The sequence below is a fragment of the Mesorhizobium sp. B1-1-8 genome (assembly GCF_006442795.2).
Classification (GTDB): Bacteria; Pseudomonadota; Alphaproteobacteria; order Rhizobiales; family Rhizobiaceae; genus Mesorhizobium.
Map to the genome: position 1 here is coordinate 458,498 of NZ_CP083956.1, position 19,699 is coordinate 478,196.

Sequence of the window (19,699 nt, forward strand, 5' to 3'; positions counted from 1 at the left end):
GGGGCTGCACCTGATTTTCAGTGTGCTGCCCCTCACCTGCCCCGCGGCGCGTTCTCCCCGGAGGAAGGGAGACGCGCCTCCCCTCAACTCGCCCCCGTCAGCTCATCCATTGGCCGCCATCGACATTGTAGGTCTGGGCGACAATGTATTCGGCCTCGTCGCTGGCGAGAAACACGGCCATGCCGGTGAGGTCCTCGGCCCTGCCCATGCGGCCATAGGGCACGCTTTCGCCGACCAGCCTTTTCTTTTCACCCTTCGGCCGGTTTTCGTATTTGGCGAACATCGCATCGACATGATCCCAATGCTCGCCGTCGACGACTCCGGGTGCGATGGCGTTGACGTTGATGCGGTGCTTGATCAAATCCAGCCCGGCCGATTGCGTCAGCGAAATGACGGCCGCTTTGGTGGCGCAGTAGACGGCGACCAGCGGCTCGCCGCGCCGGCCGGCCTGGCTTGCCATGTTGATGATCCTGCCACCCCGGCCAGCGGCGATCATCGAGCGGGCAGCCGCCTGCAGCATGAACAGCGTGCCCGCGACATTGACCGAAAACAGCCTGTCGTAGCTCGCCTTGCTGATCTCGACGATCGGCGCCAAATCGAAAAGCGCGGCGTTGTTGATCAGGATATCAAGGCCGCCGGTTTTCGCCTCGACCGCCTTCACCGCCACCGCGATCGAGGACTGATCGGTGACGTCGAGCTTGACCGCATGGGCGGCCGGACCGATCGCCTTGGCGGTGGCTTGCGCCGCTTCGAGGTTGATGTCGGCGATCGCCACCGTCGCCCCTTCGCGCGCATAGGCCTCGGCGAAGGCCCTGCCGATGCCGCGCGCCGATCCGGTGATCAGCGCCGATTTGCCTTTCAGCCTCACTGCGCCATCGCCTTGCCGTCGGCGCCGAAGCGATGCAGCTTGGCCTTGTCCGGCGTCAGGTAGATGGTGTCGCCATGCTGGACGGCGAGCTCGCCGTCGGCGCGCACGGTCAGCGGACCGACGCCGTCGGCCTGGACGTGCAGGAAAGTGTCGGAGCCGAGATGCTCGGCGACGCCGACGGTTGCCTTCCAGTCGCCCGCGGTGGTCGAGATCAGCATGTGCTCGGGCCGGATGCCGACCGTCTTGGCGCCGTATTTGGCTGCCGGCGCGCCTTCGATCAGGTTCATCTTGGGCGAGCCGATGAAACCGGCGACGAACAGGTTCCTCGGCGTCTTGTAAAGCTCCATCGGCGAGCCGACCTGCTCGATGTTGCCGGCGTTGAGGACGACGATCTTGTCGGCCATGGTCATCGCCTCGACCTGGTCGTGGGTGACGTAGATCATCGTCGTATTCAGCTGTTGGTGAAGCTCGCTGATCTCGAGGCGCATGGTGCCGCGCAAGGCCGCGTCGAGATTGGACAGCGGCTCGTCGAACAGAAAGGCCGAAGGCTGGCGAACGATGGCGCGGCCGATGGCGACGCGCTGGCGCTGGCCGCCGGAGAGCTGGCCGGGACGGCGCTCGAGGTAGTTGGTGAGGTTCAGGATGCGCGCGGCGTCCTTCACCTTCTTGTCGATGGTCGCCTGATCCTCGCCCGCCATCTTCAGCGGAAAGGCGATGTTCTTGGCTACCGTCATATGCGGATAGAGCGCGTAGGACTGGAACACCATGGCAAGCTTGCGCTTGGCCGGGGCTTCGCCGGTGACGTCGCGACCGTCAATGTTGATGGTGCCGCCGCTGGTGTCCTCCAGTCCGGCGATCAGGCGCAGCAGCGTGGACTTGCCGCAACCGGACGGGCCGACGAACACCACGAACTCGCCGTCCTCGATGACGAGGTCGATGTTCGGAATGATTGTCGTCGACCCGAAGGACTTGGAGACGTTCTTGAGCGTGATGTTTCCCATGGTTTCCTCCCCGGGGTATTTTTCGTCGTCCGCCGCTAGGCAGGGCTGTTACTTCACGGCACCAAAGGTCAGGCCGCGCACCAGCTGTTTCTGGCTGAACCAGCCCATGATCAGGATCGGCGCGATCGCCAGCGTCGAGGCGGCCGAAAGCTTGGCCCAGAACAGGCCTTGCGGACTGGAGAAGGAGCTGATGAAGGCGGTGAGCGGCGCGGCGTTGGTGGTGGTCAGCCGGATCGTCCAGAACGCCTCGTTCCAGGCCAGGATGATGTTCAACAGCATGGTCGAGGCGATGCCCGGCACGGCCATCGGCGTCAGCACGTAGATGATCTCGTTCCACAGCGAGGCGCCGTCCATGCGCGCCGCTTCGAGGATCTCGCCCGGGATTTCGCGGAAATAGGTGTAGAGCATCCAGACTACGATCGGCAGATTGATCAGCATCAGCATAACGGTGAGGCCGATGCGGCTGTCGAGCAGGCCGGTGTTGCGGAAGATCAGGTAGATCGGGAACAGCACCGCGACCGCCGGCATCATCTTGGTGGAGAGCATCCACATCAGGACGTCCTTGGTGCGCTTGGACGGCGAAAACGCCATCGACCATGCCGCCGGGATGGCGACCAAGAGGGCGATGATCGTCGAGCCCACCGACAGGATCACCGAATTCAGGAAGAACTTGAAATAGCCGTTCTGCGCCTGGACCTCGGAATAGCTTTCCATGGTGCCTGACGGGATCAGGTTGAAGCCCTGGATCGCCTCCTGCTCCGACTTGAACGAGGTGATGATCGTGTAGAGGATCGGGAAGAAGATCAGAAAGGCGACGATCCAAGCCGCGGCCGTGGCGATCGTCTTGTGCTGGGTGGTGACTGCGCGGGCCATCTTACCCTCCCTTACCTGTCGAGGTTCTTGCCGACGGCGCGCATGGCGAAGAAGGCAACGATGTTGGCGAGAATGACGGCGATGACACCGCCGGCGGATGCCTGGCCGATTTTGAACTCAAGCAATGCCTTCTGGTAGACGAGGAAAGGCAGGTTGGTGGAGGCGTAGCCGGGGCCGCCATTGGTGGTAACCAGGATCTCGGCATAGACCGAAAGCAGGAAAATCGTCTGGATCAGGATGACGACGGTGATCGCCCGCGACATGTGCGGCAGCGTCAGATACCAGAATCGGCTGAGGAAGCCGGCGCCATCCATCTCGGCCGCTTCCTTCTGCTCGCCGTCGAGCGACTGCAACGACGTCAACAGGATCAGCGTCGCGAAGGGCAGCCATTGCCAGGCGACAATGATGATAATTGCGGTGAGGGGATGCTGGCCGAACCAATCGATCGGCTGCAGGCCGAAGAAGCGCGCAATGTCGGCGAAGACGCCGTATTGCGGGTGCATGATCATGTTCTTCCAGACAAGGGCGGCCACCGGCGGCATGACGAAGAACGGCGAAATCACCAGAATGCGAACGATGCCCTGGCCCCACATCGGCTGATCGATGAGCAGCGCGAGAAGAATGCCGCCAACCACGGTGATCACAAGCACGCTGACGACGATGGTGAGCGTGTTGAGGATCGAATACAGGAAGGCCGGGTTCGAATAGAAAAGCTTGTAATTTGCGAACCAGACGAAGCCGTCACGGATCGGATTCAGCGGGTTGTACTGGAGCAACGAAAACCAGATCGTAAAGGCCAGCGGGACGATCATCCAGACGAACAGCAGCACCACGGAAGGCGCCAACATGAAACGCGCAAGCGAACGGGTTTGCTGAGTAGCCATGACGGTACCCTTCGACGGTCAGCGAATGTTTCTTCAGAGGTGAAAGAGGCCGCCCGAACTGGGTTTCGGACGGCCCTGGCCGGTCATGATGCGCTACCGGCTCTCGGCACCGGGAGGAGCCTTACTTGATATAGCCACCTTCGGTCATCGCCGCGGTCGCGGCGTCCTGGGCCTGCTTCAGCGCGTCGTCGACGCTCGACTGGCCGGCGAGGGCGGCCGAGAAGAGCTGGCCGACGGTGGTGCCGAGGCCCTGGAATTCAGGAATGGCGACGAACTGCACGCCGACATAGGGCACCGGCTTGACGGTCGGATGCGTGGGATCGGCGGCGTTGATGGAGTCCAGCGTCATCTTGGCGAAGGGTGCTGCCTTCTGGTACTCCGGATTGGCGTAGAGCGAGGAGCGCGTGCCCGGAGGAACGTTGGCCCAGCCTTCTTTCGAAGCGACGAGCTCGGCATAGTGCTTGCTGGTCGCCCAGGAGACGAACTTCTCGGCGGCGTCGGCCTTCTGCGTGCCGGCCGGAATGGCCAGCGACCACGCCCACAGCCAGTTGCCGCGCTTGCCCAGGCCCTTGTCGGGCGCCAGTGCGTAGCCGACCTTGTCGGCGACCTTCGAGCTCTTCGGATCGGAGACGAAGGAGGCGGCGACGGTCGCGTCGATCCACATGCCGCACTTGCCCTGCTGGAACAGCGCCAGGTTTTCGTTGAAGCCGTTGGAGGAAGCGCCTTCCGGCCCGTCGGCCTTCATCAGGTCGACATAGAATTGCAGCGTGTTCTTCCATTCCGGCTGGTCGAACTGCGGCTTCCAGTTCTCGTCGAACCAGCGGGCGCCGAAGGAATTCGACATGGCGGTGAGGAAGGCCATGTTTTCGCCCCAGCCGGCCTTGCCGCGCAGGCACACGCCGTTCACGCCGTTGGCGCGGTCGGTCATCTTGTCGGCGGCCTGCTTGATGAAGTCCCAAGTCGGCGCGTCGGGCATCTTCAAGCCCGCCTTCTCCATCAGGTCCTTGCGATACATGACGAAGGAGCTTTCGCCGTAGAAGGGCGCGGCATACAGCTTGCCGTCGACCGAGAGGCCGCCGGCGATGGCCGGGATGATGTCCTTGGCGTCATAGTCTTCGCCGAGCTTGTCGAGCGGCAGCAGCCAGCTCTGCTTGGCCCAGATCGGAACCTCGTAGGTGCCGATGGTCATGACGTCGTATTGGCCGCCCTTGGTGGCGATGTCGGTGGTGACGCGCTCGCGCAGCACGTTCTCCTCGAGCGTGACCCAATTCAGCTGGATGTCGGGGTTAGCCTTGGTGAAGTCGTCGGTCAGCTTCTGCATGCGGACCATATCGCCATTGTTGACGGTGGCGATGGTGATGGATTCGGCATGCGCGGCGAAAGCGAAAGCGCTGGCCGACAACAGGCCCAGTGTGAGCGTGCGAAGTTTCATCAAATTCCTCCCATAAACCAAGATGAGCATTTGCCTTGGCTTTGAGCAATTACTCACCTAACATTAATTATGTCAAGCAGGAATCGATGCTGCAGCGCAGCACGCCATGAATGCCGGCGGCTAACCTGCGCATTGAAATTGCGTCGACTAAGCACAGCCGTGCCGAGTGCCAGATGAGGGAACAGAAAGGTCTCGGGCAGACCGAACCTTCAGCAGGCGATCTCGGCCAGCAGCCAGTCGCGGAAGGCCCGGATCTTCGGCACATTGCGGCGCGACTCCGGGTAGACCAGCCAGTAGGCATGGCCATCGTCGCCAACAAGGTCGAAAGGCTGGATCAGGCGGCCGTCGGCCAGTTCCGCCTTGAACAGCGCCCGGGTCAGGATCGCAACGCCATGGCCGGCGATTGCCGCATTGGCCTCGTAGGCCTGCGCGCCCATGCTGCTGCCGGGCCGCGTGGCAAGGTCGTGCGAATGAACGCCGGCGGCTTCGAACCACTGCGTCCACCAGATGTCGCCAGGATCGAGGATCGGCAGCCGCAGGAGGTCGGCCGGCTCCTTGACCCCGCCGATGCTCTGCGCGAGCTTCGGGCTCAGCATCGGCGTAAAATCGGCATCGAGCAATTTGAAAGCTTCAAGACCCGGCCACTTGCCGCCCCCCGACCGGATGGCGAGATCGACATCCTCGCGCGCGAAATCGGTCAGGCGGCTCGACGTATCGAGCCGCACGGCAAGCGTCGGATGAGCAACCTGGAAAGATCCTAGATGGTGCGCCAGCCAGTTCGAGGCAAAGGTCAGCACCGTGGTGATGCACAACAGCCCGTCGGCGCCGGTGCGGGCGGCGGCATAGGCGCTGCTCAGCAAGGAGAACGCCTCGCTGACGGCGGGCGCCAGGCGTTGTCCGGGCTCGGTCAGCTCGATCTGACGGGGACGGCGCAGGAACAAAGGCGCGCCAACGCGCTCCTCCAGCAGCTTGATCTGATAGCTGGCGGCCGCCTGCGTCATGCCGAGCTCCTCGGCGGCCTTGGTGAAAGAAAGGTGCCGCGCCACGGCTTCGAACACCCTGATCGCCTGCAGCGGCGGGAGTTGCGAAACCTGTCGCGAGCTGAGGTCAGGCATAAGGCCTCCTTATGGGCCATGATCGACGTTTGATTGGAAGCATTGTGCCGCCGGCACGATATTTGGGGTCGACGATCAATCCAGTTCAAGCATAGCGAAGGCTGACGATCATGGCCACGGTACAGGAAAAGCTCTCTTCGATCCCGGCACGCGGATTGTTTTCACTGCTGGCGCGTGAATTTTCATGGTTTGCCGGCCGCAGACGCCGCTACGTCGATCTCAGGGACCTGTCGCCGCATCTGCTGCGCGATATGGGTTTTCTGGACGGCAAAGACCCTCACGGGCGCCACGATTAGCCACTTCGAATTGATCGGTAATCAGCCGCCGAGCAGCGCCGTCGCGGTGCGCTCGTCGGTGATCAGGCCATTGACCAGCCGCCGGTTGACGGCGGCGAGGATGCCCGGCAGCTTGCGCTCGCCCATGGCGAGCGCAATGACCAGCGACCTCTCGCGCGACGGCAGCGCCGCCGACGACACCCGGTCGTTGGTGATGCCCTCGATCATGCGGCCTTCGCGGTCGAACACCCAGCCGACGATCTCGGCGATGCCGCCGGCCTTTTGCAGCGCTTTCAATTCCGCTTCGGAGATGAATCCGTCCTCGTAGAGCGGCGCCCTGGGCCCGAGGTCGCCAATGCCGACGAAGGTGACGTCGGCCTCCGCCGCCAGCGCCAGCGTCGGCTGGATCATCGGCTGGTTGAGCAGCATTTCGCGCTCCTGCGACGAGGATGCGATAACCGGCAGCGGCATCGGGAAGGAGCGCGCCTTGACGCGGTCGGCCATGGAGAAGATGACGTTGTAGAAGGCGGCCGAGCCGTCGGGCGAGATGTTGCCGGTCAACGACACCACCTTGTGATGCGGGCAATCCATCGGCGGCAATAGCTCGATCGCCGCCTTCAGCGTGCGGCCGGTGCCGATCGCCATGACAATGGGCGTCGGCGAACGCAGCCGCCGTTCGATCTCGGCCGCGGCCGCCTCGGCGACGCCGATCGTCGTCGAGGACGAGGTCGGATCGCTCGGCACCACCTCGACCAGATCGAGCGCGAAGCGCGACTTCAGCCGCGCTGCGAGGTCGAGGCAATTGGCGATCGGATGATCGACCCGCACCTTGATCAGGCCTTCCGACACCGCCAGCGATACCAGGCGCTGCGCCGTCTGCCTGGAGATGCCAAGTGTGGCGGCGATCTGGTCCTGCGTGTTGCCGGCAACGTAATAGAGCCAGCCGGCGCGCGCGGCGTCGTCCAACCTGGTGCTGCCGGTTTCCTGTCGCGAATTCACGTCCTGCCTCCCCAACCCGCGATGCTTCAGACGGGCGCCATAGCTTACAGCGAATGCAACGGCGCGCAATTGTCTATCGACAAGAGCAATTGCTTGCTCGATCCGGCTCGGGGCAATGGCTGAATTCGCCCCTGTGCCCACCATTTGCCGGCCGGGCGGTTTATCTCGGCCGGGAAACGCATTAAGGGGATGGCAAAAGGAGCCTCGCATGACGCCGAAAGCGGTTTTCTGGGACATGGACGGAACGCTGGTCGACAGCGAGCCGCTGCATGAGGCCGCCCTTGTCGCCGCGCTGCGCAGCGTCGGCATCGCGCCGCCGGCCGATCTGCACAACCGCGTGCTCGGCATCGCGGCATGGCCAGTCTATGAGATGCTGCGCGACGAGTTCGGCCTTGCGCTGCCCTTCGACGACTGGATCGTGCGCAAATACGACCATTATCTGCCAATGGCCGAGACGCTGAAGCCGCGCCCCGGGGCGATCGAGGTCTTCAATGAATTGCAGGCGCTGGGCGTGCAGCAGGCGGTGGTATCGAATTCCGATCGGCTGATCGTCGACGCCAATCTCAGCGCGGTCGGACTCACCTATCCAGGCATGCGGACGATCAGCCGCAACGACGTGATCGATGGCAAGCCGCTTCCAGAACCCTTCCTGCGCGCTGCGTATCTTGCCGGCGTCGACCCGGCGGACGCAGTCGCGGTTGACGACAGCTTGACCGGCGCCATGGCCGGACTGGCCGCCGGGATGAAGACGATTTTCTGGCCGGAGGCGCCGATGGAAGGCCCGCCGGGCGCGGTTGTTATCAACAGTGCGAACGAATTGCGGACGCAATTGGGGCTCTGAGGCGCGGGCGAGTTTGGCGCGGACATCCGTGGCTTCACGCGGACATCGTTGGCCCCGCGCCTCTACCTTTAGCCCAGCGCCGTCATCCTTGGGCTTGTCACAAGGATCTGCCGTCCGACGAGAATATGACGCGATCAGTCTTGGGTCGGTAGATCCTCGGGACAAGCCCGAGGATGACGGCGCGAGGCCCGAAGACGATTGCGGTAGGCCGGCAATTCCCGCTCCCGATCGCCGACCAGTCATTCCGAAACCCGCAGCCCTCAATTCCGGTAGACCGGCTCTTCCTCGTCGAGGATCGCCTTCAGTTCGGCAAGGTGGCGTTCGGCCTGGCCGGGATAGTCGTCCATCTCGCTGGCCGTCTTCTCGGCGATGGCATCGGACAGCGTGCGCAACGGCCGGCCTGTCCACAGCGCCTTGATGTAGGTCTCGGCGGCGCGCTCGAAATAGAACATGCGGTTGAAGGTGTCGGCGACGCTGTCGCCGATGACCATCACGCCGTGATTGCCCATGACCATGACCTTGACTTTGGGATCGGTGAGCAACTGCGAGCAGCGCTCGCCCTCCTCCTCGAAGGCCAGCCCGCCATAGTGAGGGTCGACGACATGGCGGTTGAAGAACATGGCCGAGTTCTGGTCGATCGGCGGCAGGGTCGAGTCGGCGAGCGAGGCAAGCACGGTGGCATGGATCGAATGCACATGCATGGCGCAGCGTGCATGCGGCACGTTGCGATGGATGGCGCCGTGCAAGCCCCAGGCCGTCGGATCGGGCGCATTGGGGCCAGACAGCGTCTCGGGATCGTTGGCGTCGATCAAAAGCAGGTCGCTCGCCTTGATGCGCGAGAAATGCACCTGGTTGGGGTTCATCAGGAATTTGGTGCCGTCCTCGTTGACGGACAGCGAGAAGTGATTGGCCACCGCCTCATGCATGTTGAGCCGAGCCGTCCAACGGAAGGCGGCGGCGAGATCGACGCGCTCTTCATAGAAAGGCAGATTGGTCAGTTGTTCCTTTTGCAGACGGGCAAGGCTCATCGAAAATCCTCCGGTTTCCGGGAGCATGCCGTGCGCGGCGCAGGCCAGCAACCGTAAACTGGTAGGTCAGACTACGCCAAGCTCAGGCCGCCGGGCGCGTCGATTGCAGCCCGCCATGCTCGAGGATGAACTCGATCACCTCCCGCAGGCCCTTGCCGCGCGACAGGTCGGTGAAGCCGAAAGGCCGCTTGCCGCGCATGCGGGCGGCATCGCTTTCCATGACATCGAGCTTGACGTTCACATAGGGCGCCAGGTCGCTCTTGTTGATGATCAGGAAATCGGAGCGGGTTATGGCCGGGCCGCCCTTGCGCGGGATCTCCTCGCCCTGGCAGACCGAGATGACATAGAGCGTCATGTCGGCGAGGTCGGGCGAGAAGGTGGCGGCAAGATTGTCGCCGCCGGACTCGATGAAGATGATGTCGAGATCGGGGAATTTCTTGTTCAACTCGGCGATGGCCCGCAGATTGATCGAGGCGTCCTCGCGAATGGCGGTGTGCGGACAGCCGCCGGTCTCGACGCCGATGATACGCTCCTCGGGCAGCGCCTGCAGGCGGGCCAGCATCATGGCGTCTTCCCTGGTGTAGATGTCGTTGGTGACGACCGCGATGGAAAAGTCGTCGCGCATGGCCTTGCAGAGCTTTTCGGTGAGCGTTGTCTTTCCGGATCCGACCGGGCCGCCGATGCCGATGCGAAGAGGACCGTTTTTCGACTTCATGCCGGAAACTCCGTGATGGCGAGGGTGGCGAAGCCTGCCCCGATCAACAGGCAGAGCGGCGAATAGAAGCGCTGATCGAGCCGCGCGAAAGGCTGTTCGGGTGCCAGCCGGCGCCACCAGGGCGTGAAGCCGGCGATGCCACGCCCAAGGAAGACGAGCCCGAAAAGCAGCGAGGTGGCGGCAAGCCCTTCTTTCGGGAAAGGCGCGGCGAAAACGCCTGCTAGCGCCAACGGCCACAGCGTAGCGAGCGCCAGGCACGCGGCGACGGCGAAGCTCGCAAAGGCCGAGGGCATTTCATCGACGCCGCGGAAGCCGACGACGGCACGCGCGCAGGATGCCTGATCGGTGCCGGGCCAGATGCCGCCAATGCCCCAATAGACATGCAGCGTGGTGATCAGGAGCAGGACGACAGAAAGGGCGAAGGCGAGAACGATCATGAGCGGAACAGCCGTGAATACTGGGTTTCGTGCTTCATCGCCATGATGTCGGAGACGAAGGCTGAGCCGCCGAGACCGTCGAGGGTCGAGCCGGCGGCGCGGGCGGCGGTCTCCAGCGCCAAAAGTTCGAATCCGGCCAACAATGAGACAGCGTCGTTCTGGCCAACGACGCCGAGCCTGATCGCAGCTTGCATGAGGTTTGAAAAGAAGGCTTGCAGGAAGGCGGCCAGCGATACCTGCAGGCCAATGCCATTGCCGCCGGCAATAGCGCCGACCGCGACGCAATACGGGCAATCGGCAGGCAGACGTGAGAGCACCAGGCTCGGCCAGGCAGAGGCCGCCTTGAGGAAGGCCGCGCCCTGCAGCATGGTTTCCATGTGGCGCTCTTGCGATCCGGCAAGCGCCTCGGCCAGCGCGGCGATCTCCCGCAGATCGCCGCCGTCACGCGCGCGCCGCCAGCTTTCGGCAAACAGCACCGCATCGTTCCATCCCGAACCCATCTCGACCAGCGTCTCCAGCCACTCGGCGAGATCGCCGCGATTGGCGACCAGCCCGTCATGCACGGCGCGTTCGAGACCGTGGCTGTAGGCGAAGCCGCCGACCGGAAAGGCCGGCGACAGCCACGCCATCAGCCGCAGCAGTGCGGTGCTCGACAGTTCAGTCATGATCGTGATGGTGGTGATCGTGTGAATGCGAATGGCTATGCGAATGCGATTCGCTGTGGCTGTGACCATGGCTGTGCGCCCCGGCGTGGGCATGAGCATGGCCGTGGTCGCCGGAATAGGCGCCGCGCACGGGCGTGAACGGCTCCAGGACCTCGCTGACCGTGGCGCCCAATCCTTCCAGCATCACCTTGATGACGCGGTCGCGCAGGATGAGCATGCGGTTCGCTTCGATCGCCGCGGCGAGATGGCGGTTGCCGATATGCCAGGCGAGCTCGGCCAGGTGCACGGCGTCGCGGGCACGGACGTCGTAGACTTCTTCCGGCGCCGCTACGATCTCGAGCTGCCGGCCGTCCTCCAGCACCAGCCGGTCGCCGTTGTTCAGCGCCACCGGCTCGGGCAGATCGACCAGCACCCTGTCGCCGCCTGCTGTCTCGACGGCGCGGCGGCGCAGATGCCGTTCGTCATGGGCAAGGATGGCCTTGTCGTAGGGTGCTTTCGCTCCGGCCTCGCCGGCGGAGAGCACTGACACGGCGCGCGGGAATTTGGTGAAATCGGTGGTGATGTTGAGCTTCATTTCATGGCTCCGCCATTAGAGCGCCGCGCGTCCTCTTGGACGCGCAAAGGACGCTCTAACACTTTTTAAATCTACGCATCGTGCTTTCCGAAAATCGGTTCCGATTTTCGGGCCGATGCGGTGGCTTGCGCCCGCGCCCGAGCGGGACGGGAAAGCACGCGATCGAGATAGGCGTTGACGCGTTCCGAGTCGATCGGAAACCGGCCGGCACGGGCCCAGCCGCCCATGTCGCCGAGCAGCACATCGACAGCGGAGAAACGGTTCCCGAGCGCAAAAGGCCTGTCGCCAAGCCGGCGGTCCAGCGCCTTCACCTCGGAGGCGAAGTCATAGGCCGCTGCCGGACCGACATCGACCCGCAGGTCCTTAGGCAAGAGGAAGCGGTGACGCAGCTTGTTCCACAGCGGCGCTTCGAATTCGCTCTGGGCAAAATGCATCCAGGAATCCATCTCGGCCCGGCCGGCAAGGCCGGGATTGGCGCCCATGCCTTTGTCGGGATGCTTGTCGGCCAGGTAGACGCAGATCGCCGCCGAATCCGTCACCTTCACCTCGCCGTCGATCAGGATCGGCACTTTCCCGGACGGATTGAGCGCGTAGGCTTCCGGCGAGCGCAGCCCGACCTCGACGAATTCATAGGGCTGCCCGAGCTCCTCGAGCATCCAGAGCACGCGGCTGACGCGGGACCCGCGCGATCCGACCGCCTTGTACATGGTTGAACCTCCTTTCCCGAAAACCTAGACGATCCTGAGCATCGGCCCAATGGTGGTCAGACGATGGTGTCGAAGAGCCGCAGGATGAACGAAATCTGATAGATGAGCGCGGCAACGACGAAAGCGATGTGAAAACGACGATCGCGCACCAGGATCGCGGCGATGCAGAGCGCGACGAAGACCGGCGTGCGGAACAGATATTCGATGCCGAAGCGGGCGAAATGCTCCGGACCTTTCAGCAATGTGTCGATAACGTCGAGCAGATAGGTCGCCGCCAGCAGGCCGAAAAACCAGGCGCGACGCGAGTAGAAATAGTCCTCGTAGCTGGTGTAATCGAGCATCGAATCCGGAAACAGCAGCGCGCAGAGCAGGAACAGCGTAATGGCGTAGAAGATGATGAAAAGGTATTTGCCGAAGGTCCAGGACTCGATGGCGTAGAGCCCGAACTCCCACCACCAGAAATGCACCAGCATCAGCAGCACCGAGCCGACCCAGGCCAGATGCACCGCATAGAGCCGGTACTGGCCGGGATGCTGGACGGTGCGGGCCACGCCGGACAACAGCCGGGTGACGCCGAGACCGATCACCATGCCCATGACGATGCGGATATGCGGGAAAATGTCATGCGGGGAGGCGATTTCGGTGGGCATGCTAATCACAATGCAACTGCTGCTTTGCCGCATATTGCGGTCTGCGCGCGCGAGCCGCAACGATATTTGCCCATTCACCGATCAGCCTCCTGTCAAAACAGGAAATACCGCTGCGCCATCGGCAGCACGGTCGCCGGTTCGCAAGTCAGCAGCTCGCCGTCGGCGCGCACTTCGTACGTCTCCGGATCGACCTCGACATGCGGCGTGGCGTCGTTAAGCACCATCGAATGCTTGCCGATGCCGCCGCGGGTGTTTTCGACCGCGACCATCTGTTTGTCGACGCCCAACCTTGATTGCAGACCCGCATCGAAAGCGGCCCTGGACACAAAGGTCACCGAGGAATTGGTCAGCGCCTTGCCATAGGCGCCGAACATCGGCCGGTAATGCATCGGCTGCGGCGTCGGGATCGAGGCGTTGGGGTCGCCCATCGGCGCCGCGGCGATCATGCCGCCGATCAGCACCATCTCGGGCTTGACGCCGAAGAAGGCTGGGTTCCACAGCACGAGATCGGCTCGCTTGCCCACGCTCACGGAGCCGATCTCCTTCGACAGGCCGTGCGCGATGGCTGGGTTGATGGTGTATTTGGCGATGTAGCGGCGGACGCGGAAATTGTCGTTGTCGCCGCTTTCCTGGGGCAGCGACCCGCGCTGGCGCTTCATCTTGTCGGCGGTCTGCCAGCAGCGGATCGCCACCTCGCCGACGCGGCCCATAGCCTGGCTGTCGGAGGAGATAATCGAGAAAGCGCCGATGTCGTGCAGGATATCCTCGGCGGCGATCGTCTCCTTGCGGATGCGGCTTTCGGCAAAGGCGATGTCCTCGGGGATCGACGGCGACAGATGATGGCAGACCATCAGCATGTCGAGATGCTCTGCCAGCGTATTAACCGTGTAAGGCCGGGTCGGATTGGTCGAGGACGGGATGACATTGGGCAGGCCGCAGACCTTGATGATGTCGGGCGCATGGCCGCCGCCGGCGCCTTCGGTGTGGAAGGCGTGGATAGTGCGGCCCTTGATTGCCGCGACGGTGTTCTCGACAAAGCCGGACTCGTTCAGCGTGTCGGTGTGGATCATCACCTGCACGTCGTAAGCGTCGGCGACCGACAGGCAGCAGTCGATCGCCGCTGGCGTCGTGCCCCAGTCCTCATGCAGCTTCAGCGAACAGGCGCCGGCGAGCACCATTTCTTCCAATGCCGCCGGCAGCGAGGCATTGCCCTTGCCGGACAGGCCGATATTCATCGGGAAGGCGTCGAAAGCCTGGATCATGCGCGCCATGTGCCAGGGGCCCGGCGTGCAGGTGGTGGCCAGGGTGCCATGCGCCGGACCGGTGCCGCCGCCAAGCATGGTGGTGATGCCCGACATCAGCGCTTCCTCGATCTGCTGGGGACAGATGAAATGGATATGCGCGTCGAAGCCGCCGGCGGTGAGGATTTTGCCCTCGCCGGCGATGATTTCGGTGCCCGGCCCGATGATGATGGTGACGCCATCCTGCGTGTCCGGATTGCCGGCCTTGCCGATGCCCGCGATGCGGCCGTCCTTGAGGCCGATATCGGCCTTGACGACGCCGGCAATGGCATCGATCACCAATGCGTTGGTGATCACCGTATCCACGGCGCCCCCAGCCCGCGCGACCTGGCTCTGGCCCATGCCGTCGCGGATCACCTTGCCGCCGCCGAACTTGACCTCCTCGCCATGCACGGTGAAATCCTTCTCGACCTCGACGAAGAGCTCGGTGTCGGCAAGCCGCAGCTTGTCGCCGACAGTCGGGCCATACATCTGCGCATAGGCGGCGCGGTTAATTCTGGCCATCAGCGATTGTTCCCGAAAATGAGGTTGATTGAGGTCCGGCCCCACATTGTCGCCACCCAATGGTCACGCAATGACCCGCTCGGCGACACTTTGCGCGCCAATTTGGGCGTTCCCATTTGGCCGTTAAGGTGGATGGGGCCATCCCGAAACGACCGTTTGCCAAATCGACGGAAGGATAATCCATGCGCAAGACGATACTTCTCGCCGCAGCCGCCACGCTCGCGCTGGCGGGCGCCGCCGGCGCCCAGCAGCAGCCCTCGCCGCAGCCCAGCCCGGCGCCGGCCGCCCCAGCTTCGCCCGAGGCCCGGCCACCGACGATCCAGAGCGTCAACATCGTCGATATCACGGAGCTGCCCAAGGACACGCAGACGCAGGTGAACCAGGTGGTCGCCCAGCGCGGCGATGCCGGGCTGCAGAAATTGCGCAGCTCGATCGATGCCACACCCAAGGTGAAATCCGCGCTGGAAGCCAAGGGCATGACTTCCGCCCAGGTGATCGCCGCCAGTATGCAGCCCAACGGCGCGCTGACGTTGATCACCAAAAAGGCAAGCTGATTGCGCGCGCCGGCGGGCCGGGTCTGCGCCCGCCGGCAATTTTGAAGGAACTTCTCCCCAACGAGAGTCGTTTCGCTTTTTTCGCCCCGCCACGAATTCTGCCAGGAGCGAGCGATGGCGAACGTCCCGCGCGTCAGAAATTGGTTCCCAGCCGTAGCTCTTGTCGCGCTTGTCGTGGCTGCTCCCGCACTCGCGGTGCAACCCCTGGACACCAGCAAGCCAGCCGCGGCGATCGTCGGCTCCGACATCCGTCAGGAAGAGGTGCTTTCCAGGACAGAAGCCGGAAAAGTCATAACAGCGATCGACCGCACGCGCGAAAACATCGGCACGGTGCGCAAGACGACCAAGCTCGACACGGTGGATATCGTGTTTCTCACCGACGCGGCGCGCAGCGAAGGCGGCCCGCCGCCGGCGATCGAGAACAAGGTCAAGCAGCACCAGGACGATGTCACGGAATTGCGCCAGGAGATCGAGGCCAACGCGCTGCTCTTCAACGCCATCGATTCCAGGCGCGTGCTGGCCGAGGATGTTCTCGCCGTCGACTTCGACAATCCCGGCAAGGTCGTCATCTATGCGGCCGCCAAGCCGCCAAAATGAAGTGAGCGCGCCGGCATCCTTCACAGCTTGCCCATCACCTTCTGCTGGAAACCGTAGACTTCGCGTTTTCCCCCGAGCGGCACCAGCGTGACGTCACGCTCCTGCCCCGGCTCGAAGCGCATGGCGGTGCCGGCGGCGATGTCGAGGCGCATGCCGCGCGCCTGCTCGCGGTCGAATTTCAGACCCTCATTGGTCTCGAAGAAATGATAGTGGCTGCCGACCTGGATCGGCCGGTCGCCGCTGTTGGCGACCTTCAGCGTCACCGTCGGCAGGCCTTTATTCAGCTCGATGTCGCCTTCCGCCGTGATGATTTCGCCCGGGATCATCGCTCCCCTCACAGCATGCCGAAGGCGAGGCCGGCACCGACGGCCGAACAGGTGGTGCGTTTTGTCGAAGCGGAGATCATCCGTCTGCCTTTCAAACTGGAGCAGTCCAGCGTTTTACCGAAACGCCGAACCGCTCTGACCATTTGTTTTTACGCAATTCCGGACGAAAAACCGTTACACACTTTTCCTGGAATTGCTCTGGGGATGTTCATGCGGCCTTGCGCGGCCCGCAGCCCTCTGCTTTCAGCACGCGCTTGGCCGATGGCGGATATTTCGTCAGCTTGGCCGCTGGCCGGATCGGCCGCGGCGAGAAATTGCCGCCGCAATTCGGGCAGACGCCGCCCAGCACATTGTCCACGCAGTCGGCGCAGAACGTGCATTCGAAGGTGCAGATCAGCGCATCGGTTGCTTGCGGCGGCAGATCCTTGTCGCAGCATTCGCAATTGGGCCTGAGTTCCAGCATCGGTTTTCTCCTCACCTGATCGGTTCGTGCACGGTCACCAGCTTGGTGCCGTCGGGAAATGTCGCCTCGACCTGGACGTCGGGAATCATCTCGGCGATGCCGTCCATGACCTGCGCACGGGTGACGACATGGGCGCCGGCCTCCATCAGCTCGGCAACGGAGCGGCCGTCGCGGGCGCCCTCGACGACGAAGTCGGTGATCAGCGCGATCGCCTCGGGATGATTGAGCTTGACGCCGCGCTCCAAGCGCCTGCGCGCCACGATCGCCGCCAAGGCGATGAGCAGCTTGTCCTTTTCGCGCGGCGTCAGATTCATACGTCTTCCCGGTATCACAGTGACCATAATTTGGGCAGGCCCGCCTGTCCGTTGAGCAGTTCGACCAGCGGAACCAGCCGCTTGCGGAGCTGGTAGCCGTCGCCGGCGGTGAGCCTCGCAAGAAGCTTGCCAGATCGTCCGACGCTCCAGCAACTGGCGCCGCCCCGATCGCCGACGATCGCCCGGGCCGGCTCCAGCAGGGCCTCGGCGCGCGGCGAAACGAGCAGCAGCGTAACCATCGCTAGCGCGCCGCCAGCCACGGCCGGTCGCCCTAATCGTGCCGCAATATCGGGTCCGATGCGGAAATCCTCGGCATGGATGAGCGCGCCGCCCCGGCGCACCCGCCAGCGGTCGTGGAAGCTGCCATCGATTACCCGCTCGCCCATCGCAAGCCGGCCGAAGAGCGTGGCCTCGAGCAGCAGCGCCTCGGCGCCCTCTTCAAGCTCGACATCCAGGGTGCGGGCGAAGGCGGCGCGGTCGAAGACGATCGTTTCCTGCGGCAGCCAGGCGACACGGCCGCCGGCGCCGACCCGCAGGCTGGCGCGCGTTTCGGCCCGGTCCGATGCTGCCCGGTAGACCTTCTCGCAGGCCTGGGTGGTGATGGAGGCCGAGGCGCCTTCGCCGACCTCGATCATCCAGCCCAGCCGGTCGCCGCCCGTCAGCCCGCCGGCGGTGTTGATCAGCACGGCCTCAAGCGGATCGCCTTGCACCGCGGGCATGCGGATCTTGGCCGATCCATCCTGGTAGAGGCGCTGGAGACGGGTCCGGCCGCCGGTCCTGCCGCAGAAAAGCCGGGCAGTGCCCGCAACACGCTGGGCGGCAGGCGGGGCGGCAGGCAAGCAAGCCGGGCTATTGTCGATCATGTCCACGGCGCTAAGGTTAAGCACTGCGGCGGCTTTGTCGATATATCGCTTGTTGCTTGACATCGTTTCGGTTTCTATAGAGGGAGGGCACCCTGGAGCGGTCACGCGGTGCCTGGCGAGGTAAGGCGACGTTCGAATCCGGGAATAAAGAGGCGCTGATCAGTTGGCGTCGAGAAACGACAGGGGAAGGAACCGAATGGCTGACCAGCTGACGACCGAGATCATCGAAAAGATCAAGGCCCATGCCGAGCCCGGCGGCGAGGAAATCACCACCAGCACCGATCTCAACACGTTGGGCATCCATTCGCTGGAGCTGACCGAGATCATCTTCGATCTCGAGGAAAAGTACGGCATCGAGATCGAGATGAACACGGTCGACGCCTGGAGCAATCTGAAGAACGTCGGCGACATGGTCGAGGCGGTTCGCGACCTGATCGCGAAAAAAGCCTGACCGTATGCTGAAGCGTGTCGTCATTACCGGCATTGGCGGGATATGCGGGCTCGGCAACGATGTAGCCGCGATATGGGACGCAATGCGCGCCGGCCGTTCGGCGATCGGCCCGATCGACAATCCGTCCCTGCATGACCTGAAGGTCAAGGTCGGCTGCGAAATCAAGGCCCTGCCAGATCACGGCATCGATCGCAAGCAGGTGGTGTCGATGGACCGCTTCAGCCTGCTGGCGGTGATCGCCGCGCGCGAAGCCATGCGGCAGTCCGGTCTGACGACGCATGCCGACAACACCTACCGGATGGGCGCTGTCGTCGGTGTCGGCGTCGCCGGCTTCGAGACGATCGAGGAAAACTATCGCGCGATCCTGGTCAATGGACGCAACCGCGCCGCCATCTTCACCGTGCCGAAGGTGATGCCGGGCGCGGCCGCCGGCCAGGTCAGCATGAATCTCGGCCTGCGCGGCCCGGTGTTCGGCGTCACCTCGGCCTGCTCTTCGGCCAACCACGCCATCGCTAGCGCCGTCGACCAGATCAGGCTCGGCCGCGCCGACGTCATGGTCGCCGGCGGCACCGAAGCACCGCTGGTGTGGGGCGTGCTCAAGGGCTGGGAGGCGCTCAGGGTGCTTTCGCCCGATACCTGCCGGCCGTTTTCCGCCGACCGTCAGGGCCTGTCGCTCGGCGAAGGCGCCGGCATGGCGGTGCTGGAAAGCTACGATCACGCCATGGCGCGCGGCGCCACCATCCTCGCCGAGATCGCCGGGGCCGGCCTTTCGGCCGATGCTTCCGATATCGTCGCGCCGACGATCGAGGGACCGGAAGCGGCGATGCGCTTCTGCCTTGTCGACGCCGGGCTCAACCCCGAAGATGTCGACTACCTCAACGCGCATGGCACCGGCACCAAGGCCAACGACCAGATCGAGACGACGGCGATCAAGCGCGTCTTCGGCGAGCACGCGCGCTCGCTCTCGGTTTCCTCGACCAAGTCGATGCATGCGCATTGCCTGGGCGCGTCGGGCGGGCTGGAGATGATCGCCTGCGTCATGGCGATCCGCGAAGGCATTGTGCCGCCGACGGCCAATTACCGCGAGGCCGATCCGGAATGCGATCTCGACGTGACGCCGAACGTGGCGCGCGAGCGCAAGGTGCGCGCCGCGCTCAGCAACGGCTTTGCTTTCGGCGGCACCAATGCGGTGCTGGCCTTCAAGGCAATCTGATACGGGCGATCTGACACGAACGCCCGCCATCGTCGCAAAGCTTGCATCC

Annotated in this window: 25 protein-coding genes; 6 read left to right on the top strand and 19 right to left on the bottom strand. The window is 63.8% G+C overall.

Annotation, left to right across the window (positions count from 1 at the left end):
* Nucleotides 1–97: 97 nt before the first annotated feature.
* The 6 genes from FJ974_RS02055 to gcvA all read right to left on the bottom strand — a co-directional run bounded on the left by FJ974_RS02055 (nucleotide 98) and on the right by gcvA (nucleotide 6,173).
* Nucleotides 98–868 (bottom strand): L-iditol 2-dehydrogenase, encoded by a 771-nt coding sequence (locus tag FJ974_RS02055; RefSeq protein ID WP_140531277.1) that lies wholly within the window; start codon nucleotides 866–868, stop codon nucleotides 98–100.
* Nucleotides 865–1,869 (bottom strand): ABC transporter ATP-binding protein, encoded by a 1,005-nt coding sequence (locus FJ974_RS02060; RefSeq protein WP_140531274.1) that lies wholly within the window; start codon nucleotides 1,867–1,869, stop codon nucleotides 865–867. Before FJ974_RS02060 ends, FJ974_RS02055 begins: the two co-directional genes overlap by 4 nt.
* Before the next feature lie 48 nt (nucleotides 1,870–1,917).
* A complete protein-coding gene (locus FJ974_RS02065; RefSeq protein WP_140531271.1) occupies nucleotides 1,918–2,742 on the bottom strand; it encodes a carbohydrate ABC transporter permease in 825 nt (274 codons plus the stop codon).
* An 11-nt stretch (nucleotides 2,743–2,753) separates the two neighbouring features.
* Nucleotides 2,754–3,626, bottom strand: coding sequence for a carbohydrate ABC transporter permease (locus FJ974_RS02070; RefSeq protein ID WP_140531268.1), 873 nt, complete (start codon nucleotides 3,624–3,626; stop codon nucleotides 2,754–2,756).
* Between the two features lie 121 nt (nucleotides 3,627–3,747).
* The gene (locus tag FJ974_RS02075) at nucleotides 3,748–5,058 is read right to left on the bottom strand and encodes an ABC transporter substrate-binding protein (protein ID WP_140531266.1); all 1,311 of its coding nucleotides are present in this window, start codon (nucleotides 5,056–5,058) and stop codon (nucleotides 3,748–3,750) included.
* A 209-nt stretch (nucleotides 5,059–5,267) separates the two neighbouring features.
* Nucleotides 5,268–6,173, bottom strand: a complete 906-nt coding sequence (gcvA, locus tag FJ974_RS02080; RefSeq protein ID WP_140531263.1) for a transcriptional regulator GcvA — start codon at nucleotides 6,171–6,173, stop codon at nucleotides 5,268–5,270.
* A gap of 110 nt (nucleotides 6,174–6,283) precedes the next feature.
* Here gcvA and FJ974_RS02085 point away from each other — a divergent pair, with 110 nt between their 5' ends.
* Nucleotides 6,284–6,469, top strand: coding sequence for a hypothetical protein (locus FJ974_RS02085; protein WP_140531260.1), 186 nt, complete (start codon nucleotides 6,284–6,286; stop codon nucleotides 6,467–6,469).
* Nucleotides 6,470–6,490: 21 nt separating this feature from the next.
* Here FJ974_RS02085 and FJ974_RS02090 read toward each other — a convergent pair whose 3' ends face one another.
* Entirely contained in the window at nucleotides 6,491–7,447 is a 957-nt protein-coding gene (locus FJ974_RS02090; RefSeq protein WP_140531257.1) for a sugar-binding transcriptional regulator, read from the bottom strand.
* Nucleotides 7,448–7,655: 208 nt separating this feature from the next.
* Here FJ974_RS02090 and FJ974_RS02095 point away from each other — a divergent pair, with 208 nt between their 5' ends.
* On the top strand, nucleotides 7,656–8,288 hold the full coding sequence (locus FJ974_RS02095) for an HAD family hydrolase (protein WP_140531254.1): 633 nt from the start codon (nucleotides 7,656–7,658) through the stop codon (nucleotides 8,286–8,288).
* A 260-nt stretch (nucleotides 8,289–8,548) separates the two neighbouring features.
* Here FJ974_RS02095 and FJ974_RS02100 read toward each other — a convergent pair whose 3' ends face one another.
* The 8 genes from FJ974_RS02100 to ureC form a co-directional block, all read right to left on the bottom strand.
* Nucleotides 8,549–9,316, bottom strand: coding sequence for a class II aldolase and adducin N-terminal domain-containing protein (locus FJ974_RS02100; RefSeq protein ID WP_140531251.1), 768 nt, complete (start codon nucleotides 9,314–9,316; stop codon nucleotides 8,549–8,551).
* A gap of 82 nt (nucleotides 9,317–9,398) precedes the next feature.
* Nucleotides 9,399–10,031, bottom strand: coding sequence for an urease accessory protein UreG (gene ureG, locus FJ974_RS02105; protein ID WP_140531248.1), 633 nt, complete (start codon nucleotides 10,029–10,031; stop codon nucleotides 9,399–9,401).
* On the bottom strand, nucleotides 10,028–10,468 hold the full coding sequence (locus FJ974_RS02110; protein WP_140531245.1) for a DUF3995 domain-containing protein: 441 nt from the start codon (nucleotides 10,466–10,468) through the stop codon (nucleotides 10,028–10,030). The genes ureG and FJ974_RS02110 overlap by 4 nt, the downstream gene beginning before the upstream one ends.
* The gene (locus FJ974_RS02115) at nucleotides 10,465–11,133 is read right to left on the bottom strand and encodes an urease accessory protein UreF (RefSeq protein WP_140531569.1); all 669 of its coding nucleotides are present in this window, start codon (nucleotides 11,131–11,133) and stop codon (nucleotides 10,465–10,467) included. The genes FJ974_RS02110 and FJ974_RS02115 overlap by 4 nt, the downstream gene beginning before the upstream one ends.
* Entirely contained in the window at nucleotides 11,126–11,707 is a 582-nt protein-coding gene (gene ureE / locus FJ974_RS02120; RefSeq protein ID WP_140531243.1) for an urease accessory protein UreE, read from the bottom strand. Before ureE ends, FJ974_RS02115 begins: the two co-directional genes overlap by 8 nt.
* Before the next feature lie 71 nt (nucleotides 11,708–11,778).
* Nucleotides 11,779–12,414, bottom strand: coding sequence for a glutathione S-transferase family protein (locus FJ974_RS02125; RefSeq protein ID WP_140531240.1), 636 nt, complete (start codon nucleotides 12,412–12,414; stop codon nucleotides 11,779–11,781).
* A gap of 56 nt (nucleotides 12,415–12,470) precedes the next feature.
* Nucleotides 12,471–13,064, bottom strand: a complete 594-nt coding sequence (locus tag FJ974_RS02130; protein WP_140531237.1) for a hypothetical protein — start codon at nucleotides 13,062–13,064, stop codon at nucleotides 12,471–12,473.
* A 92-nt stretch (nucleotides 13,065–13,156) separates the two neighbouring features.
* Nucleotides 13,157–14,869 (bottom strand): urease subunit alpha, encoded by a 1,713-nt coding sequence (ureC, locus tag FJ974_RS02135; protein WP_140531234.1) that lies wholly within the window; start codon nucleotides 14,867–14,869, stop codon nucleotides 13,157–13,159.
* 182 nt (nucleotides 14,870–15,051) lie between these two features.
* Between ureC and FJ974_RS02140 the strand changes: the two genes are divergently transcribed.
* A complete protein-coding gene (locus FJ974_RS02140) occupies nucleotides 15,052–15,423 on the top strand; it encodes a hypothetical protein (protein ID WP_140531232.1) in 372 nt (123 codons plus the stop codon).
* Nucleotides 15,424–15,537: 114 nt separating this feature from the next.
* Entirely contained in the window at nucleotides 15,538–16,020 is a 483-nt protein-coding gene (locus tag FJ974_RS02145) for a hypothetical protein (RefSeq protein ID WP_140531229.1), read from the top strand.
* Nucleotides 16,021–16,040: 20 nt separating this feature from the next.
* On the opposite strand, the gene FJ974_RS02150 is transcribed toward FJ974_RS02145, so the two are convergent.
* The 4 genes from FJ974_RS02150 to FJ974_RS02165 all read right to left on the bottom strand — a co-directional run bounded on the left by FJ974_RS02150 (nucleotide 16,041) and on the right by FJ974_RS02165 (nucleotide 17,986).
* Nucleotides 16,041–16,346, bottom strand: coding sequence for an urease subunit beta (locus FJ974_RS02150; protein ID WP_140531227.1), 306 nt, complete (start codon nucleotides 16,344–16,346; stop codon nucleotides 16,041–16,043).
* A 208-nt stretch (nucleotides 16,347–16,554) separates the two neighbouring features.
* Nucleotides 16,555–16,809, bottom strand: coding sequence for a DUF1272 domain-containing protein (locus FJ974_RS02155; RefSeq protein ID WP_140531224.1), 255 nt, complete (start codon nucleotides 16,807–16,809; stop codon nucleotides 16,555–16,557).
* An 11-nt stretch (nucleotides 16,810–16,820) separates the two neighbouring features.
* A complete protein-coding gene (locus tag FJ974_RS02160; RefSeq protein WP_140531221.1) occupies nucleotides 16,821–17,123 on the bottom strand; it encodes an urease subunit gamma in 303 nt (100 codons plus the stop codon).
* A gap of 14 nt (nucleotides 17,124–17,137) precedes the next feature.
* The gene (locus tag FJ974_RS02165) at nucleotides 17,138–17,986 is read right to left on the bottom strand and encodes an urease accessory protein UreD (RefSeq protein ID WP_140531566.1); all 849 of its coding nucleotides are present in this window, start codon (nucleotides 17,984–17,986) and stop codon (nucleotides 17,138–17,140) included.
* Nucleotides 17,987–18,182: 196 nt separating this feature from the next.
* Between FJ974_RS02165 and FJ974_RS02170 the strand changes: the two genes are divergently transcribed.
* Nucleotides 18,183–18,437: an acyl carrier protein gene (locus FJ974_RS02170; RefSeq protein WP_140531218.1), complete on the top strand. Its 255-nt coding sequence runs from the start codon at nucleotides 18,183–18,185 to the stop codon at nucleotides 18,435–18,437.
* Between the two features lie 4 nt (nucleotides 18,438–18,441).
* Nucleotides 18,442–19,650 (top strand): beta-ketoacyl-[acyl-carrier-protein] synthase family protein, encoded by a 1,209-nt coding sequence (locus tag FJ974_RS02175; RefSeq protein ID WP_140531216.1) that lies wholly within the window; start codon nucleotides 18,442–18,444, stop codon nucleotides 19,648–19,650.
* Nucleotides 19,651–19,699: the final 49 nt, after the last annotated feature.

Coding starts and splice junctions, on each gene's coding strand:
- FJ974_RS02175 (WP_140531216.1), top strand. CDS start 18,442: ATGCTGAAGCGTGTCGTCATTACCGGCATTGGCGGGATATGCGGGCTC.
- ureC (WP_140531234.1), bottom strand. CDS start 14,869: ATGGCCAGAATTAACCGCGCCGCCTATGCGCAGATGTATGGCCCGACT.
- FJ974_RS02070 (WP_140531268.1), bottom strand. CDS start 3,626: ATGGCTACTCAGCAAACCCGTTCGCTTGCGCGTTTCATGTTGGCGCCT.
- FJ974_RS02075 (WP_140531266.1), bottom strand. CDS start 5,058: ATGAAACTTCGCACGCTCACACTGGGCCTGTTGTCGGCCAGCGCTTTC.
- FJ974_RS02110 (WP_140531245.1), bottom strand. CDS start 10,468: ATGATCGTTCTCGCCTTCGCCCTTTCTGTCGTCCTGCTCCTGATCACC.
- FJ974_RS02160 (WP_140531221.1), bottom strand. CDS start 17,123: ATGAATCTGACGCCGCGCGAAAAGGACAAGCTGCTCATCGCCTTGGCG.
- FJ974_RS02150 (WP_140531227.1), bottom strand. CDS start 16,346: ATGATCCCGGGCGAAATCATCACGGCGGAAGGCGACATCGAGCTGAAT.
- FJ974_RS02130 (WP_140531237.1), bottom strand. CDS start 13,064: ATGCCCACCGAAATCGCCTCCCCGCATGACATTTTCCCGCATATCCGC.
- ureG (WP_140531248.1), bottom strand. CDS start 10,031: ATGAAGTCGAAAAACGGTCCTCTTCGCATCGGCATCGGCGGCCCGGTC.
- FJ974_RS02140 (WP_140531232.1), top strand. CDS start 15,052: ATGCGCAAGACGATACTTCTCGCCGCAGCCGCCACGCTCGCGCTGGCG.
- FJ974_RS02115 (WP_140531569.1), bottom strand. CDS start 11,133: ATGACTGAACTGTCGAGCACCGCACTGCTGCGGCTGATGGCGTGGCTG.
- FJ974_RS02100 (WP_140531251.1), bottom strand. CDS start 9,316: ATGAGCCTTGCCCGTCTGCAAAAGGAACAACTGACCAATCTGCCTTTC.
- FJ974_RS02155 (WP_140531224.1), bottom strand. CDS start 16,809: ATGCTGGAACTCAGGCCCAATTGCGAATGCTGCGACAAGGATCTGCCG.
- FJ974_RS02085 (WP_140531260.1), top strand. CDS start 6,284: ATGGCCACGGTACAGGAAAAGCTCTCTTCGATCCCGGCACGCGGATTG.
- FJ974_RS02065 (WP_140531271.1), bottom strand. CDS start 2,742: ATGGCCCGCGCAGTCACCACCCAGCACAAGACGATCGCCACGGCCGCG.
- FJ974_RS02060 (WP_140531274.1), bottom strand. CDS start 1,869: ATGGGAAACATCACGCTCAAGAACGTCTCCAAGTCCTTCGGGTCGACG.
- FJ974_RS02095 (WP_140531254.1), top strand. CDS start 7,656: ATGACGCCGAAAGCGGTTTTCTGGGACATGGACGGAACGCTGGTCGAC.
- FJ974_RS02145 (WP_140531229.1), top strand. CDS start 15,538: ATGGCGAACGTCCCGCGCGTCAGAAATTGGTTCCCAGCCGTAGCTCTT.
- FJ974_RS02125 (WP_140531240.1), bottom strand. CDS start 12,414: ATGTACAAGGCGGTCGGATCGCGCGGGTCCCGCGTCAGCCGCGTGCTC.
- FJ974_RS02170 (WP_140531218.1), top strand. CDS start 18,183: ATGGCTGACCAGCTGACGACCGAGATCATCGAAAAGATCAAGGCCCAT.
- FJ974_RS02165 (WP_140531566.1), bottom strand. CDS start 17,986: ATGATCGACAATAGCCCGGCTTGCTTGCCTGCCGCCCCGCCTGCCGCC.
- ureE (WP_140531243.1), bottom strand. CDS start 11,707: ATGAAGCTCAACATCACCACCGATTTCACCAAATTCCCGCGCGCCGTG.
- gcvA (WP_140531263.1), bottom strand. CDS start 6,173: ATGCCTGACCTCAGCTCGCGACAGGTTTCGCAACTCCCGCCGCTGCAG.